The organism is Streptomyces spectabilis (genome assembly GCF_008704795.1).
In the GTDB taxonomy this organism is placed as follows: domain Bacteria; phylum Actinomycetota; class Actinomycetes; order Streptomycetales; family Streptomycetaceae; genus Streptomyces; species Streptomyces spectabilis.
Window position 1 is genome coordinate 6,140,013 of the sequence record NZ_CP023690.1, and the last position, 16,396, is coordinate 6,156,408.

The following is a 16,396-nucleotide window of genomic DNA, read 5'->3' on the forward strand; positions in this document are numbered from 1 at the left end:
GCGGGCTGTCGTTTCAGGGGGGGCTCTGCTCAGGTGGTGGCCTTCAGCGCGGCGAGCCGGGCCTCGACCTCCGCCTCGTCGCTCAGGCTCTCCAGCTGCTCGAACTGCGCGTCGAGCGACGACGCGGCCAGCTCCTCCTGACCGAGCGCCCGCGCCTCCTCCCTGCGCACCTTCTCCTCGAACCGGCTCAGCTCGCTCGTCGGGTCGAGCACGTCCAGGCTCCGGGCGGCGTCGGCCATCCGGTTGCGCGCCTGTGCCGCCTTGGCCCGGGCCACCAACTGGTCCCGCTTCGACTGCAACTCCGTCAGCTTGATCTTCATCGAGTCGAGGCCGTCCTTGAGCCGGGCGACCACGTCGCTCTGCGCGGCGATCGTCGGCTCGGCCTCCTTGGCCTCCTTCTCCGCGCGCAACTGCCGCCCCAGGGCCACCTTCGCCAGGCCGTCGAACCGGTCGGCCTCGACGGCGCTCCCCGCCATCCGCAGCGCGTCCGCCTTCCGGCTCGCGGCCAGCGCCTTCGCGCCCCACTCGACGGCCGCCCGCTGGTCCTCACCGTGGTCCTGCTCCATGAGCCGCAGATCACCGATGGTGGCGGCGACGGCCTGCTCGGCCTCCTTGATGCTCTCCGTGTACTCGCGGATCAGCTGGTCGAGCATCTTCTGCGGGTCCTCGGCCTGGTCGAGGAGGGCATGCACATTGGCCTTCGCCAGCTGGGTCACACGCCCGAGGACGGTCTGCTTGGTCATGTCGCTCTCCTTGTACGAGTTGTACGAGGCCCTGATGCGAAGCCCTTCACGCGAAGCCTTGGTGCGAAGCCGGGGTCCTGGGGGAGGCGCGGGTCCGGGCTCAGAACCGCCCACCGCCTCCCATCCGCCCCCGCGTCCCGCCCCCGCCGAACGCCCCGGGCCCCGCGCCTCCGAACCCGCCGCCCCCTCGGCCGCCTCCGGCCCCGCGCCCCAGCCCGCCGAGGACCTCCCCGAGGACGATTCCGCCCAGGACGGCGCCGCCCATGCCGCCGCCCCGGCCGCCCGCGCCGAGGCCTCCGCCGTACGGATTGCCGTACGCCCGGACGTCCCGCTCGGCGAGGGCCTGGGCCTGCCGCGCAAGGGAGTCGGCCCGCTGCGCCCCGGCGAGGGCGGCGGCGGGCGCGCCCGGTCCGCCGGGGCCCTCCGCCCGCTCCAGATGACGCTCCGCCTCCGCGAGCCGGGTCCTGGCCTCGGCGCCGACCGCGCCCCGGTGCGTCGTCACGTAGTCCCGGGCGGCGGCGACGGCACTGCGCGCGGTGAGCAGGGCCTGGCCGAGGAGCGTTCGGGCCCGGTCGTCCTCGCTCTCGCGCTGCCGCGCCCCGGCCAGGGCGTGGTCGAGCGCCGCGTCGGCCTCCTCGACGCGGCGCAGCGCGTCGATCGGGTCGTACGCCCCCGCCGCCCGCGCGCGCTCCACCTCCGCCACGACGGACTCGGCCCGCGCGATCCGGCCGCGCAGATCGGCGGTCGGCGTGCCCGCGCCCGCGCCCGTCAGGAGCCCGCGCGCGTCGGCGAGGTCGGCCTCGGTCTCGCTGAGCGCGCCCGGCAGCCGCCGGTCGGCCTCGGCGAGTTCCCCGGCCAGCCGGACCACGCCCTCGACGAACGTGCCCGCCTGGTCGACGGCCCCCTCCGCCGCGCGCAGATGCACGGCGGCCGTGCCGTTGTCGGCGGCGTCGACGGCCGTGCGGGCCTGGTGCAGCTGGCTCGCGGCGAACGCGAGCCGGTCCTTGGCCTGCGCCACGCTCCCGACGACCGCCTCGGTCGACGTCGGCGCATAAGCCGTCCGCAGCTCCTTCAGCGTCGACTCCGCCTCCAGGGCCCGGGCGTCGACCTGTCGGAGCACCGTCTCGGCGTGCTCCAGGGCGCTCGGCGCGGTGCGCTCCAGGGAGCGCAGCTCGTCGAACGCGGCCGCCTCCGCGTCGAGCCGCCGCCCCGCCTCCGTGCAGCGCGCCACGATCTCGTCGAGCATCCGCCGCCGCGTCGCCTCGTCCTCCGGGTAGGCGTCGTCGAGCCGCTGCCGCAGCCGGAACGCCGCCGTCAGCTCCTCGCGCGCATACGCCACGGCCGCCGCGAACGGCCGTGCCGCCTCCTCGCCGAACTGCGCGGTGGCGAAGCCCAGTTCCTCGGCGCTGGTGCGCACCGCGTCATCGGTCTCGACGAGCAGGTGCCCGGCGCGGGCGTCGAGGTCGGGCAGCGGGGTGAGCCGCTGTCCCTCGCCCCAGCCGCCGGGCGTCGTCCGGGTGGTGAAGCGCCGCTTGCGCCGCCGGTACGCGACCGCCGCGAAGGTCCCCGCCACGCCGACCGCGATCACGGGCAGCACCAGGTCTCCCGCCACCCCGTCGTCACCGCCGCCCCCACCTCCCGGATCCGCCTCGCCGGGGGTGATCGCGGGCCGGGGCACGGGCTCCCCGGCGAGCACGGCCCCGAACCCGCCCGCCGCGCCGATCGCCGCCCGCGCCCAGTCGCGCTGCCGCAGAGCGGGCTCGACGGCGGTCGCGGCGACCTCCCCGAGCTGTGCCTCACTGAACCGCCCGCCCCGCTCGGCCGAGTACGCGTACTGCCGGTCGTGGGTGGCCACGGCAAGGAGCACATCGTCCGTCCCGAGGCCGTTGCGCTCGGCCGTGGCGTGCGCCCAGTCACGCGCGGGCCGTCCGGAGAAGTCCCGTACATACGCCACGAAGAGCTGGACCCTCCGGTCGTCGTAGAGCCGGTCGAGCGCGTCGGCCACGGCGGCCCGCCGATCACCGAGCGCGCCCACCTTGTCGGTGATCTGGCCGTCCCGGTCCAGGCGCACGGGCTCGTCGGCGGGCGCAGCCCGGGCACCGGACCCGATGGCTCCGGCGGGCATCGCATACGCGGGGCACACGAGCCCGGACAGTCCGCCGCAGGCGAGGAGCACGGCCGCCGCGGCCCGCGTGGCGGTGCGTGCCCACACGGACGGCGAGGACGCCACAGCGGGCGCGGGCAGCGCGAACGGCCGGGACGACGGGAACGACGTCACATCTCGCAGCGTAGGACGGTCCCCGAACCCCCGCGACCGGGGCCGATGCCCTCTCGTACGGTGGAGACGATCGAGCTGAGGGGAGGCCGGTGGTGGACGGGGTCTGGGCGGGCGCCCGGGAGCGGGTGCTCGCGGTGCGGGAGCGGCCGCACTGGCGCGAGGTGTTCGGCGCGGACTGGCCGGGCGGGCACGGCCATGGCTTCCGTCTTGAGCCCGTCCTCACGGAGCCCGAGGTGCGGGCCGTCGAGCAGGGCCTGGGTGTCGAACTTCCCGGTGAGTACCGCGACTTCCTCCTCCAGGTCGGCGCGGGCGGCGCGGGCCCGGACTACGGCCTCTTCGGGCACCGGGTGACCGGGCCGGACGCCGAGCCCGGCTCCGGCGCCTGCGCGCTGCCGTTCCGCCCCGAGGCCACCGACGAACTCGACGGTCACGAGGGTGCGGAGCCGCGCCCGGACGACTACGCCGACGACGAGGCCCTGCGCCGTGACCACGCGGCCTGGCAGGCGCGGCACGACACGCTTCACGCATCCCTGACCGACGGCACCCTCTGCCTCAGCCACCAAGGGTGCGGCTACTACACCCTCCTCGCCGTGACGGGGCCGGAGCGCGGCACCCTGTGGGACGACGTGCGTGCCGTCGGCGAGGGAGTGCAGCCGGTGACCCTCCAGGACAAGCCCCGCGTCACCTTCGCCCAGTGGTATCTGTCGTGGCTGGAGCATGCGGAGCGGACAGCGGCCGAGGGGCGCCCCCGCTTCCGTGCGACCTAGCCCGACGGCCCCCTACCCCCTAGGGGACGTGGAGCACCTCCGGGAAGCGGGGCGACGGGCCGTCCAGGAGGTGGTCGTCCCGGTCGCGCAGCCAGCGGTCGAAGAAGGACGCCACATAGGCGCGCTGGGCGGCGACGGCCCGCTTCGGGTCCACGGTGCCTATGTTCTTCTCGATGACGTCCCGGGAGGCTCCTGTCTGGGGCAGGACGGCCGCGAGGTCCGTGTATGTCTGGTGCCGGGAGCCGCGGAGGGTGAAGTCCCGCTTCCAGCCCGGGGTGTGGGACCAGAAGGAGCGCCAGGAGGGCTCGGTGGTGTGGTCGCTGCCGTCGCGGCCCATGAGGAGCAGGGGGCGGTCGACGCCGTGCCGGGCGACCGGGGTGAGGTTCGTGCCATTCGGCTCGCCGTTGAGCTCCAGGGTGCCGTCCAGATCGACGGCGGCCTTGACGCGCTTGTCCTCGTACATCGTCTCGGCGGCGGCGATTCCGCCCGCGGAATGGCCGAGCATGCCGACGCGGTCGCGGTCGATCGCCCGGGACAGGCCGTGCGGGAGGGCGCCGAGCCGGCCGAGGACGAACTTGTCGTCGGCGACGCGGGTGTCCAGGACCTTCTTCAGGAGCTCGGACAGCGACCGGTCGTCCGTCACCTCGGCCAAGGCGTCCCGCAGGGGCTTGTCGCCCTTGACCGAGCCGTCGGGGAACTGCACACCGGGCGCCTCATAGGTGTGGTCGACGGTGATCACCACATAGCCGCGGCTGGCCATCTCCTCGACCAGGGAGGTGCCCCAGGTCCGCGGGTCGTTGGCACCCGCCGAATAGAGCAGCACCGGGCGGCGGCCGCCCCGGTCGTCGACGGGGGCGGCCGTGCGGGCGTGGGCGCGCATGCCCGCCCAGTCGACGGCGCCCTTCGCTATGCCGTGCGGTGCGGCGGCGTCCCACCGCTCGGCCGCGCCCGGTGCCATGTACGGCGCGGGGCGGGTGCCGCCGCCGGTCTTGCGCGCCGGATACCAGACGCTGACCATCAGCTCGCGATACGGCTGCGAGTCGACCCAGGGATCGGGCCGGGAGTGGTCGACGAGGCGGGTCGTCACCGTGCCGACGGGGTGGGGGCCGGTGGGGGCGGGCAGGACGGGGCGCACCGGGTCCCCGGGCTGTGTGCGCACCGGGCTCTCCGTCCCCCGCGCGGAGGCCGGGGCTCCGGCCCCCAGCGTCACCGCCGCCGCGATCCCCGCGGCCACCAGCACCTTCATCGAGCGCGAGCGCCGCGCCGTACGCATGTCCATGGCTCCATGCTGGCCGCGCGCCCGCGCCGGAACCATGGGGGCGATCAAGAGAATCTCCTGGGGGATTACCCCCACAACCCCTGCCCGAGCGCCGCCCGAGGGCCCGGAAGACCCCGGAAGAGGCTGAGCCGCCGCCTACTCGCCCCGCCGCCGGATCTTGTTCCCCAGCCAGACCAGCGGATCGTACTTGCGGTCGACAGCCCGCTCCTTCAAGGGAATCAGCGCGTTGTCCGTGATGTGGATGCCCTCGGGGCACACCTCCGTGCAGCACTTGGTGATGTTGCAGTAGCCGAGCCCGTGCTCCTCCTGGGCGGTGGCCTTGCGGTCCAGGCCCGTGTCCGCCGCCGCGTCCAGCGGGTGCATGTCCAGCTCGGCGACCCGCATCAGGAAGCGCGGCCCCGCGAACGCCGTCTTGTTCTCCTCGTGGTCACGCACCACGTGGCAGGTGTCCTGGCACAGGAAGCACTCGATGCACTTGCGGAACTCCTGGGAGCGGTCCACGTCCTCCTGCATCATGCGGTACTCGCCGGGGCCCACGCCGGGCGGCGGCACGAAGGCGGGCACCTCCCGCGCCTTGGTGTAGTTGAAGCCGACGTCGGTCACCAGGTCACGGACGACGGGGAACGCCCGCAGCGGGGTGACGGTGATGGTCTCCTCGCGCGAGAACACCGACATGCGGGTCATGCACAGCAGACGCGGCCGGCCGTTGATCTCCGCCGAGCAGGAACCGCACTTGCCCGCCTTGCAGTTCCAGCGCACCGCGAGGTCCGGCGCCTGGGTGGCCTGGAGGCGGTGGACGATGTCGAGGACCACCTCGCCCTCGTTGACCTCGACCGTGAAGTCCTGGAGGCCGCCCCCGCCGGTGTCGCCGCGCCAGACCCTGAAGTGCGCGTCGTACGCCGTGGACGATGCAACTGTGCTCACTCGTAGAGCTCCTCTTCGGCCAGGTACTTGACCAGCTCCTCCTTGTCGAAGAGAGCGAGCAGGTCGGGGCGGATGGGATCGGTCGTCACGCGCGCGAGGTCGATCTGGCCGCGCACCGGGTCGGTGGCCGCGAGGCCCCCGGTCGGGTCGGTGAGGCGGCACAGCAGGTTCACGCGGCGCCACTCGCGGCTCATCCCGGGGTGGTCGTCGCGGGTGTGCCCGCCGCGGCTCTCGGTGCGCTCCAGGGCCGCGCGCGCCACGCACTCGCTGACGAGCAGCATGTTCCTGAGGTCGAGCGCCAGGTGCCAGCCCGGGTTGAACTGCCGGTGCCCCTCGACCCCGGCCCGCCGCGCCCGCACCCGCAGCTCGGCGAGCTTGTCCAGGGCCCGCTCCATCTCGCCCTCGCGGCGGATGATGCCGACCAGGTCGTTCATGGTCTGCTGGAGCTCCTGGTGGAGCGTGTACGGGTTCTCCGGAGTCGCCCCGTCCGATGGGCCCTCCGCACTGAACGGACGCAGGGCCTCCGCCGCCGCCGTGTCCAGCTGCGGCTCGTCCACCACCGGGCGCACGGCCAGCTCGGCCGCGTACCGCGCCGCGTGGAGACCGGCGCGGCGGCCGAACACCAGGAGGTCCGAAAGGGAGTTCCCGCCGAGCCGGTTCGAGCCGTGCATGCCGCCCGCGACCTCACCGGCCGCGAACAGGCCCGGCACGCCCCGCGCCGCCGCCGTGTCGGAGTCGACCGCGACGCCGCCCATCACGTAGTGACAGGTCGGCCCCACCTCCATCGCCTCGGCGGTGATGTCGACGTCCGCCAGCTCCTTGAACTGGTGGTACATCGACGGCAGTCGGCGCCGGATCACCTCGGCGGGCATCCGCGTCGACACGTCGAGGAACACCCCGCCGTGCGGCGAGCCGCGCCCCGCCTTCACCTCGGAGTTGATGGCCCGCGCCACCTCGTCCCGGGGCAGCAGCTCGGGCGGGCGGCGGTTGTGGTCCGGGTCCTCGTACCAGCGGTCGCCCTCTTCCTCCGACTCCGCGTACTTCTCCTTGAAGACGTCCGGAACGTAGTCGAACATGAACCGCTTGCCGTCGGAGTTCCTCAGCACGCCGCCGTCGCCGCGCACGGACTCGGTGACGAGGATTCCTTTCACCGACGGCGGCCACACCATTCCCGTCGGATGGAACTGTACGAATTCCATGTTCAGCAGCGGCGCGCCCGCGAGCAGCGCGAGGGCGTGCCCGTCGCCCGTGTACTCCCACGAGTTCGAGGTCACCTTGAAGGACTTGCCGATGCCGCCGGTGGCGAGCACGACACTGGGCGCCTCGACGACGAAGAACCGCCCGCTCTCCCGCTCGTAGCAGAAGGCGCCGCTGACGCGCTCGCCCTCCTTCAGGACGCGCGTGACGGTGCACTCCTGGAAGACCTTCAACCGGGCTTCGTAGTCGCCGAATTCCTTCTCGTCCTCCTGCTGGAGGGCCACGATCTTCTGCTGGAGGGTACGGATCAGTTCGAGCCCCGTACGGTCACCGACGTGGGCGAGCCGTGGATATTCGTGGCCGCCGAAGTTCCGCTGCGAGATCCGGCCGTCCTTGGTGCGGTCGAAGAGCGCGCCCCAGGTCTCCAGTTCCCACACCCGGTCGGGGGCCTCGCGCGCGTGCAGCTCCGCCATCCGCCACTGGTTGAGGAACTTGCCGCCGCGCAGCGTGTCACGGAAGTGCACCTGCCAGTTGTCACCGGAGTTCACATTCGCCATGGCCGCCGCGATGCCGCCCTCGGCCATCACCGTGTGCGCCTTGCCGAACAGCGACTTGCAGATCACCGCCGTACGCGCGCCCTGCTCACGCGCCTCGATCGCGGCCCGGAGGCCCGCCCCGCCGGCCCCCACGACGACGACATCCCACTGCTGCCGCTCCACTTGAGACATTCAGAACGCCCCTATTTCGTCTTGCGTCGTCATTCACTGTCTTCCGCCGTCAGAACAGTGCCGGATCGTCGAATGCGCCGGAGGCAATCAGATACACGTAGAAGTCGGCGAGCGCGACACTGATCAACGACGCCCAGGCGAGCAGCATGTGACGGCCGTTCAGCCAGCCCACCCACCGCCACATCCGATAGCGCACCGGGTGTTTGGAGAAATGCTTGAGCTTTCCGCCGACGATGTGCCGGCACGAGTGGCAGGAGAGCGTGTACGCCCAGATCAGCACGATGTTCACCAGGAACACGAGCGTGCCGAGGCCCATGTGGCCCCACTCGTAGTGCTCGTCGCGGAAGGCGAGCACCGTGTCGTACGTGAGGATTCCCGCGACCGGCACGGCGGCGTAGAAGAAGTACCGGTGGATGTTCTGCAGGATCAGCGGGAAACGCGTCTCACCGGTGTACTTGGCGTGCGGCTCGGCGACCGCGCAGGCGGGCGGGGACGCCCAGAATCCGCGGTAGTAGGCCTTGCGGTAGTAGTAGCAGGTGAGCCGGAAGCCCAGCGGGAAGATGAGGATGAGCAGGGCGGGGGACAGGCCCCACCAACTGCCGAAGATCTCCCAGTTCGGGCCGTTCCTCATCGGTTCGCAGTTGTCCGCGACGCACGGCGAGTAGAACGGCGAGACGTACGGTGCCTCGTAGTAGTCGGAATTGGCGAACGCCCGCCACGTCGAATAGACGACGAAGGCGAAGAGTCCGGCGGCGGTCGCGGCGGGCTGGAGCCACCAGCGGTCCGTCCGCAGATGGGCAGCGGCGATCGCGGCGCGCGTGCCGTGCCGTACGCCGCCGGGGGCCGTGCCCTTGTTCAGATGGGGTTCGGTGCCAGTTGCCAACGAGGCTCCACTCCTTCGTCGACGGGTGGGTTACGACGGGCGGGCCGGGGCGGGGCTACGGCGCGCGGCGGTGGCGGGCGCCCAGGCCCTCGTCGTCCGAGTCCGTCCACAGGGAGCTGTCGTACGGGGTGTCCGGTACGGGCACCATCGCGGGCCGCGTGGGGGGCGGGGGCGCCTGGGCCGGGCGCTCGGGCGGGGATGCGGGCGCCACGGCCGCGCGCAGCAGCGCGACGCTCTCGCGCAGGTGGTCGGTGTCCATGCGGACCCGGCGGAAGTCGACGCCCGCCGTTTCCGGCTCGGCCTGCCGCTCGATCCGGCCCACGGTGCGGACGAGGTCGTCGACACAGCGCTGAATGGCCGTCAGGTCGTCTTGCAGAGCCATGACTTGCCCTCACTTCAAGGGGTGCGGTCGTAAACGCTCATGCGCCTGCGAGTGTCGCGCCTCACATCCCGGCTTGGGAAGGGATCTGTCGCGATTGGGGCCGGGAATGGGGCGGGGCTGGCGCATGTCCGCCGGAGCGCGCCCCGGCGCCCCCGGTGGGGCCGCGCTCCAGCTCTCCCGCGGCTTGGGTCCGGCCTGCTCCTTCCTCCCGCCCACCCGCCCCTCCATCGGCCTTGCGGCCTCGTCCTCAAACGCCGGACGGGCTGGATTTGTCGGCTGTGCGTCGTCGTTCTGTGTCCGTTCCTGCATCGCGCTGGCGCGCTTGTCCTCAAACGCCGGACGGGCTGGATCTGGTGCGTTGGGCCGCACGGGTGGGTTCTGGGGGTGGGTCGCCGTGTCGGGGGGTTCTGGGGTGGAGCTTCGCGTTCAGTGGAGGCGATACATGTGATCAACTCCATATTTCGCCCGAAACACCGCTAATCGCGTACACACGCCGAAACGGCACCGCACACGGCACCACGTCACCAGCCCCGGCCCCCTCCCACCCCGCCCGTCAGGGCGCACCGCGGCCGGGCGAGCCCCGGAGGTACCCGTCATGCCCCACGACCGCGCCAGGCCGCCGCGACCGGTCCGCCCGAAGGCCACGGTCCGCTCCGCCGTGTTCCTCGCCGCCGGAGTCCTCGCGCTGCCCGCCCTCGCGGGGTGCGGCGCGGACGACGAGACGAGCGCCCCCGCGGCCGCGCAGGACATCGCGCCCGCCGCACGGGACCTGGTGGCCGACGGCGGCACCGTGAAATGGGCCGTCGACGCGCTGCCGGAGACCTTCAACACCTTCCAGTCGGACGCCGACGAGGCCACGTCCCGGGTGGCCGGCGCCGTCCTGCCGTCCCTGTACCGCCTCGACGCGCGGGGCCGCGTCGTGCGCAACCCGGACTTCCTGGAGAGCGCGAAGGTCGTCGAGCGCGAGCCCAAGCAGGTCGTGCTCTACAAGCTGAACCAGCAGGCGGTGTGGAGCGACGGCCGGGAGATCGGCGCGGACGACTTCGCCGCCCAGTGGCGGGCCCTGTCCGGCAAGGACAGCGCGTACTGGACGGCCCGCAACGCGGGCTACGACCGCATCGAGAAGATCGAGCGCGGCGCCAACAACCTGGAGGTGCGCGTCACCTTCGCGCAGCCGTACGCCGACTGGCGCTCGCTGTTCTCACCGCTGTACCCGAAGGAGGTCATGGGCACCCCCGACTCCTTCAACGACGGCGCGCGCACCAAGCTGAAGGTCACCGCGGGCCCCTTCGCCCTCAAGGACGTCGACCGGGGCGCGGGCGAGGTCACGCTCCGGCGCAGCCCGCGCTGGTGGGGCAGCCCCGCCAAGCTGGACGCGCTCGTCCTGCGCGAAGTACCGCGCGAGCGCCGCGCCGCCGCGCTCGCTGCGGGCAAGGTCGACCTGGCCGACGTGGACGCCGACGAGGCGGGCCGGATCGCCCTCGCGGCCCGCGACAAGGGCGCCCCGGGCCCGCTCGCGCACGGCCCCGGCGCCCGGCTCGCCCCCGCCGACGCCCTGCGCTCCTGGGCGGTCGCCCACGGCACGGACGAGGAGGCCGCGGCGGTCGAGCTGGAGGCGCGCGAGCGGACCGGCAAGGCCACCCGGCGGTACGCCGACGAGCAGACGGGCCTGCGCCGCTACACGGTCCGCAAGTCCCTCGAACCCGCCTACACCCAGCTCGCCCTCAACGGCGCCGAGGGCCCGCTCGCCGACGACCGGGTCCGGCGCGCGGTCGCCCGCGCCCTGAACCGCGCCGAGCTGGCGGAAACGGTTCTGAAGCCGCTCGGCCTGCCCGCGAGCCCGGTCGGCAGCCATCTGGCCCTGGCAGGGCAGGACGCGTACGCGGACAACAGCGGGGCGCTCGGCGACCAGGACACCGCCGAGGCCCGGGCGCTGCTCGCCGACGCGGGCTGGACGCCCGGCGGCCCGCTCAAGGAGAAGTACGCGAAGGACAAGAAGGAGAAGACGGCGGGGGGCGAGGCGGACGCCCGCGGGCGCGCAGACGGGGCCGACAGCGGCACGGACGGCGGCGGCGACGGCGGCGGCTCCGACGACGACACGTACATCGTCGGCGAGGACGACCAGAAGCCCGGCGACACCGGCACCTCGGTCCTCGCGCCCGCCCCCGCGGCCGCCTTCCAGCAGTCCGTCCTGGTCCGCCAGGCCGACGCCCTCACCGCGCCCGGCGACGCCGACAAGGAACAGCGCAAGGACCCGGGGGGACCGGCCAAGAAGCACGCGCGCAAGCACACCGAGAAGCAGGCCAAGGGCGGTGCGCCGGGCGCGTACGCCCCCAAGGGCACCGCCGCCCCGAAGACGCGCAAGGGCGCGGGCGGGCCCCTCGCCAAGGACGGCAAGCCGCTCACGCTCCGCTTCGTGCTGCCGTCCGGCGACGGCTCGCAGGCGCTGCGCGGCGTCGCCGACCGCATCTCCCGGATGCTGGAGCGCATCGGCGTCCGTACGGAGATCGCGAAGGTCGCGGACGAGAGCTACTTCAAGGACCACATCGCGTCCGGCCAGTACGACCTGGCCCTGTACTCCTGGCCCGCGTCCGCCTTCCCCGCCACCGACGCCCGGCCGATCTTCGCCAAGCCGGTGCCCGCGGCGGACGGCTCCCTCAACGTCGAACAGAACTACACCCGCGTCGGCACCGACCACATCGACCAGCTCTTCGACCAGGCCCTCGCCGAGCTGGACGAGGGCGAGATGCGCTCCCTGGTGAAGAAGGCCGACGCCCGCATCTGGGCGGCGGCGGGTTCCATCCCCCTCTACCAGCGCCCCCAGCTGGTCGCGGCCCGCGCGCGCCTCGCCAACGCCGGAGCCTTCGGCTTCGCGACCCCGCTGTACGAGGACATCGGCTTCCTGAAGCCCGGCGCGAAGCCGGGCGAGAAGCCGTCCGACGGCTGAGCCGGAGGCCCCGCCGGGCCGGTTCCGGCGGGGCCACGTAGAATGGGGTAAGGCCGTGGCGTGTGTCTGCCCGGCAGGGCGCGCGTACCAAAAGAGAAAAGTACGCGCAGCCTTCCACTCTTCCCGGGAGAAGCGCACCTCGCATGCCCACGCGCCACGACATTCGTAACGTCGCCATCGTCGCCCACGTCGACCACGGCAAGACGACCATCGTCGACGCCATGCTCAAGCAGGCCGGCGCCTTCGCCGCGCACGCCGCTGAGTCCCTCGACGACCGCATGATGGACAGCAACGACCTGGAGCGTGAGAAGGGCATCACGATCCTGGCCAAGAACACGGCGGTCAAGTACCACCCGAAGGACGGTGGCGAGCCGATCACGATCAACATCATCGACACCCCCGGCCACGCCGACTTCGGTGGCGAGGTCGAGCGCGGTCTGTCGATGGTGGACGCGGTCGTCCTGCTGGTCGACGCCTCCGAGGGCCCGCTGCCGCAGACCCGTTTCGTGCTGCGCAAGGCCCTTCAGCAGCGCCTGCCCGTCATCCTGTGCATCAACAAGACGGACCGCCCCGACTCGCGCATCGACGAGGTCGTCAACGAGACGTACGACCTCTTCCTCGACCTGGACGCGGACGAGGACCAGATCGAGTTCCCGATCGTCTACGCCTGCGGCCGTGACGGCGTGGCCTCGCTGACCAAGCCCGAGGACGGCACGGTGCCGGCGGACAGCACCAACCTGGAGCCGTTCTTCACCACGCTCCTGGAGCACGTCCCGGCCCCCGAGTACGACGAGTCGGCCCCGCTCCAGGCGCACGTCACCAACCTGGACGCCGACAACTTCCTCGGCCGCATCGCGCTGCTCCGCGTGGAGCAGGGCGAGCTGCGCAAGGGCCAGACCGTCGCCTGGATCAAGCGCGACGGCTCGATGTCCAACGTCCGCATCACCGAGCTGATGATGACCGAGGCCCTCACCCGCAAGCCCGCCGAGAAGGCGGGCCCCGGCGACATCTGCGCCGTCGCGGGCATCCCCGACATCATGATCGGCGAGACCCTCGCGGACCCCGAGAACCCGATCGCGCTCCCGCTGATCACGGTCGACGAGCCCGCGATCTCCATGACCATCGGTACGAACACCTCGCCGCTGGTCGGCCGCGGCGGCACCGGCAAGGGCGCGGACGCCAAGTCCGCCGTCAAGGACCGCAAGGTCACCGCCCGCCAGGTCAAGGACCGTCTGGACCGCGAGCTGATCGGTAACGTCAGCCTCCGTGTCCTGGAGACGGGACGCCCGGACGCCTGGGAGGTGCAGGGCCGCGGCGAGCTGGCCCTCGCCATCCTGGTCGAGCAGATGCGCCGTGAGGGCTTCGAGCTGACCATCGGCAAGCCCCAGGTGGTCACCCAGGAGATCGACGGCAAGACGCACGAGCCGGTCGAGCGCATGACCATCGACGTGCCCGAGGAGCACATGGGCGCCGTCACGCAGCTCATGGGCGTCCGCAAGGGCCGCATGGACAACATGTCCAACCACGGCTCCGGCTGGGTGCGCATGGAGTTCGTCGTCCCGTCCCGCGGCCTCATCGGCTTCCGTACGGAGTTCCTGACGAACACCCGCGGCACGGGCATCGCGCACTCCATCCACGAGGGCCACGAGCCGTGGTTCGGCCAGCTCCAGACCCGTAACAACGGTTCGCTGGTCGCCGACCGCTCGGGCTCGGTCACGCCGTTCGCGATGATCAACCTCCAGGAGCGCGGTGTGCTGTTCACCGAGCCCGGCACCGAGGTGTACGAGGGCATGATCGTCGGTGAGAACTCGCGCTCCGACGACATGGACGTGAACATCACCAAGGAGAAGAAGCTCACCAACATGCGTGCGGCTTCCGCGGACAACACCGAGAACGTGGTGCCCCCGCGCAAGCTCTCCCTTGAGCAGTCCCTGGAGTTCTGCCGCGACGACGAGTGCGTCGAGGTGACCCCGGAGGCGGTCCGCATCCGCAAGGTGAACCTGGACCAGCGCGAGCGCGCCCGTGCGGCGTCGCGCGCCAAGCACGGCTAAGCGCTTCGCTGGAAGTGCCGTGACGGGCCGTTGACCGCCTTGCGGTCCGTCGTGGCTGGTCGCGCAGTTCCCCGCGCCCCTTCGGGGCGCACCGAGGCCGGTTGCCTCACACCCAACGGTGTGGGGCAACCGGCCTCCGGCGTATCCGGGGCCCCTTCAGTAGCCGCGAGGCAACCGGTTTTTGCCCACGATCTGTCCGCTATGCGGACTCTCTTGACCGTTAGATGGGTAACACGTCCGTTTCGCAACCATCTATCTGGGATCGGTTTGTCCGGATTTTGGAAGTTGTACTGGCCAGGTGTGATTGAACCGAGACCAAAAGGGTGTGGTCGGGCCGTATCTCATGGCTAATAGTTGACCGCGTATAGCTCGGGTCAATGGGTCACGCGCTGTGGGGAGCGCCGACTCACGAGCACACTGGGGTACTCGATCTTCGTCGGCAGGGGTGTCGACGCTGCTTCACGTACCCCCTCTTGTAGTGAACAAGTGGACTCATGAGGAGGAACCCCATGCGTGGTGCCAGGAGCGCCAAGTGGGTTGGGGGCGCGATTGCGATCGCCCTTGCCGCGACGGCCTGTGGTGGTGGCGACAGCGGCAGTGACGACAAGAACCGGGCGATCGACAAGAACGGCACCTTCGTCTACGCGAGTGGCGAGCCGCAGAACCCGCTTCAGCCGGCGAACACCAAGGAGGCGTACGGAAGCGACGTCATCCACACGCTGTTCACCGGTCTCGTCGACTACACGCCGGGCACCGGCAAGCTGGTCAACATGAACGCGGAGTCGGTGACGCCGTCCAAGGACAACAAGACCTGGACGGTCAAGCTCAAGCCGGGGTGGAAGTTCCACAACGGCGAGGCGGTCACCGCGGAGTCGTACGTCAAGGCCTGGAACTGGGCGGCCTACACGCCGAACAACCAGACCAACAGCTCTTGGTTCGCGGACATCGAGGGTTACACCGACGTCCACCCCGAGAAGGGCAAGCCGAAGACCGACAAGATGTCGGGTCTGAAGGTCAAGGGCGCCAACGAGTTCACGATCACGCTGACCTCGGGCATCCCGTACTACGCGTACAAGCTGGGCTACGAGGTCTTCTCCCCGCTGCCCTCGGGCTTCTTCAAGGACCCGAAGGGCTACGGCGAGAAGCCGGTCGGCAACGGCCCCTACAAGTTCGCCAGCTGGGACCACAAGAAGTCCATCAAGGTCACCCGCTACGACGGCTACCAGGGCCCGAACAAGGCCAAGAACGGTGGCGTCACCTTCAAGAACTACGCCTCCTCCGAGGGCGCGTACAAGGACCTGGTGTCGAACAACGTCGACTCCATGAACCAGGTCCCCGAGGGCGAGCTGGCCAACTATCAGGAAGACCTGGGCGATCGCGCGATCAACCAGGACTACTCGATGATCCAGACGATCGCGTTCGCCCGCTACACCAAGCAGTGGAAGAACATCGACGTCAAGGTCCTCCAGGGCCTGTCGATGGCGATCGACCGCGACACCATCATCAAGACGGTCCTCAACAACACCCGTGAGGCCGCCACCGGCTGGGTCGCCAAGGACGTCATCGGCTACAAGGCCGGCGCCTGCGGCGAGTACTGCAAGTTCGACGCCAAGAAGGCCAAGGACCTCATCAAGGCCGGCGGCGGCGTCCCGGACAACAAGGTCTCCATCCAGTACAACGCCGACCAGCCGCACAAGGGCTGGGTCACGGCCGTCTGCAACAGCATCAAGCAGTCGACCGGCGTGAACTGCGTCGGCGACCCGAAGACCGACTTCCAGGCCGACACGCAGACGCGTGACGCCAAGAAGGTCAAGTCGATGTACCGCTCCGGCTGGGTCCTCGACTACCCGTTCAACGGCAACTTCCTGCGCGACCTCTACGGCACCGGCGTGGGCGGCAACCAGAGCGGTTACTCGAACAAGGACTTCGACAAGCTGACGGCGAAGGCCGACAAGGCCCAGACCACCGAGCAGTCCGCCGAGCTGTACAACGAGGCCGAGGCCAGCCTCCAGAACAGCTTCCCCTCCATCCCGCTCTGGTACGGCAAGCTCCAGACCGGCGCCTCCACCAATGTCACCGGCGTGAAGTTCGACCAGCAAGCAGCTCCGATCTTCACTGAAGTCCAGGTGTACAAGAAGTAGTTCGCGAGGGCTCAGCCCGTGGTGCCGGCCGGTGACCCCGGCCGGCACCACGGGCGGCTTCGCACAGGACGGAGGC

11 protein-coding genes are annotated in these 16,396 nt (G+C 71.3%); 4 read left to right on the forward strand and 7 right to left on the reverse strand.

The features are described from left to right. Nucleotides 1–29: 29 nt before the first annotated feature. Nucleotides 30–743, reverse strand: a complete 714-nt coding sequence (locus tag CP982_RS27050) for a PspA/IM30 family protein (protein ID WP_150512855.1) — start codon at nucleotides 741–743, stop codon at nucleotides 30–32. 100 nt (nucleotides 744–843) lie between these two features. After that, complete coding sequence (locus CP982_RS27055) at nucleotides 844–2,868, reverse strand: TPM domain-containing protein (protein WP_150515731.1); 2,025 nt, start codon at nucleotides 2,866–2,868, stop codon at nucleotides 844–846. 245 nt (nucleotides 2,869–3,113) lie between these two features. Here CP982_RS27055 and CP982_RS27060 point away from each other — a divergent pair, with 245 nt between their 5' ends. Then, a complete protein-coding gene (locus CP982_RS27060) occupies nucleotides 3,114–3,788 on the forward strand; it encodes an SMI1/KNR4 family protein (RefSeq protein ID WP_150512856.1) in 675 nt (224 codons plus the stop codon). 19 nt (nucleotides 3,789–3,807) lie between these two features. On the opposite strand, the gene CP982_RS27065 is transcribed toward CP982_RS27060, so the two are convergent. The 5 genes from CP982_RS27065 to CP982_RS27085 form a co-directional block, all read right to left on the reverse strand. Then, nucleotides 3,808–5,067, reverse strand: a complete 1,260-nt coding sequence (locus CP982_RS27065) for an alpha/beta hydrolase family protein (protein WP_229878509.1) — start codon at nucleotides 5,065–5,067, stop codon at nucleotides 3,808–3,810. Nucleotides 5,068–5,202: 135 nt separating this feature from the next. Next, entirely contained in the window at nucleotides 5,203–5,991 is a 789-nt protein-coding gene (locus CP982_RS27070; protein ID WP_150512857.1) for a succinate dehydrogenase/fumarate reductase iron-sulfur subunit, read from the reverse strand. Beyond that, nucleotides 5,988–7,916, reverse strand: coding sequence for a fumarate reductase/succinate dehydrogenase flavoprotein subunit (locus CP982_RS27075; RefSeq protein ID WP_150512858.1), 1,929 nt, complete (start codon nucleotides 7,914–7,916; stop codon nucleotides 5,988–5,990). Before CP982_RS27075 ends, CP982_RS27070 begins: the two co-directional genes overlap by 4 nt. 49 nt (nucleotides 7,917–7,965) lie before the next feature. Next, the gene (locus CP982_RS27080; RefSeq protein ID WP_150512859.1) at nucleotides 7,966–8,799 is read right to left on the reverse strand and encodes a hypothetical protein; all 834 of its coding nucleotides are present in this window, start codon (nucleotides 8,797–8,799) and stop codon (nucleotides 7,966–7,968) included. Between the two features lie 55 nt (nucleotides 8,800–8,854). After that, a complete protein-coding gene (locus CP982_RS27085) occupies nucleotides 8,855–9,181 on the reverse strand; it encodes a hypothetical protein (protein ID WP_150512860.1) in 327 nt (108 codons plus the stop codon). 595 nt (nucleotides 9,182–9,776) lie between these two features. Between CP982_RS27085 and CP982_RS27090 the strand changes: the two genes are divergently transcribed. From CP982_RS27090 to CP982_RS27100, 3 genes are all read left to right on the forward strand, one after another. Continuing rightward, nucleotides 9,777–12,128: an ABC transporter family substrate-binding protein gene (locus CP982_RS27090; RefSeq protein ID WP_150512861.1), complete on the forward strand. Its 2,352-nt coding sequence runs from the start codon at nucleotides 9,777–9,779 to the stop codon at nucleotides 12,126–12,128. Between the two features lie 143 nt (nucleotides 12,129–12,271). Beyond that, nucleotides 12,272–14,179, forward strand: coding sequence for a translational GTPase TypA (gene typA, locus CP982_RS27095; RefSeq protein WP_150512862.1), 1,908 nt, complete (start codon nucleotides 12,272–12,274; stop codon nucleotides 14,177–14,179). Nucleotides 14,180–14,688: 509 nt separating this feature from the next. Further along, nucleotides 14,689–16,320: a peptide ABC transporter substrate-binding protein gene (locus CP982_RS27100; protein WP_150512863.1), complete on the forward strand. Its 1,632-nt coding sequence runs from the start codon at nucleotides 14,689–14,691 to the stop codon at nucleotides 16,318–16,320. The last annotated feature ends 76 nt before the right edge of the window (nucleotides 16,321–16,396 follow it).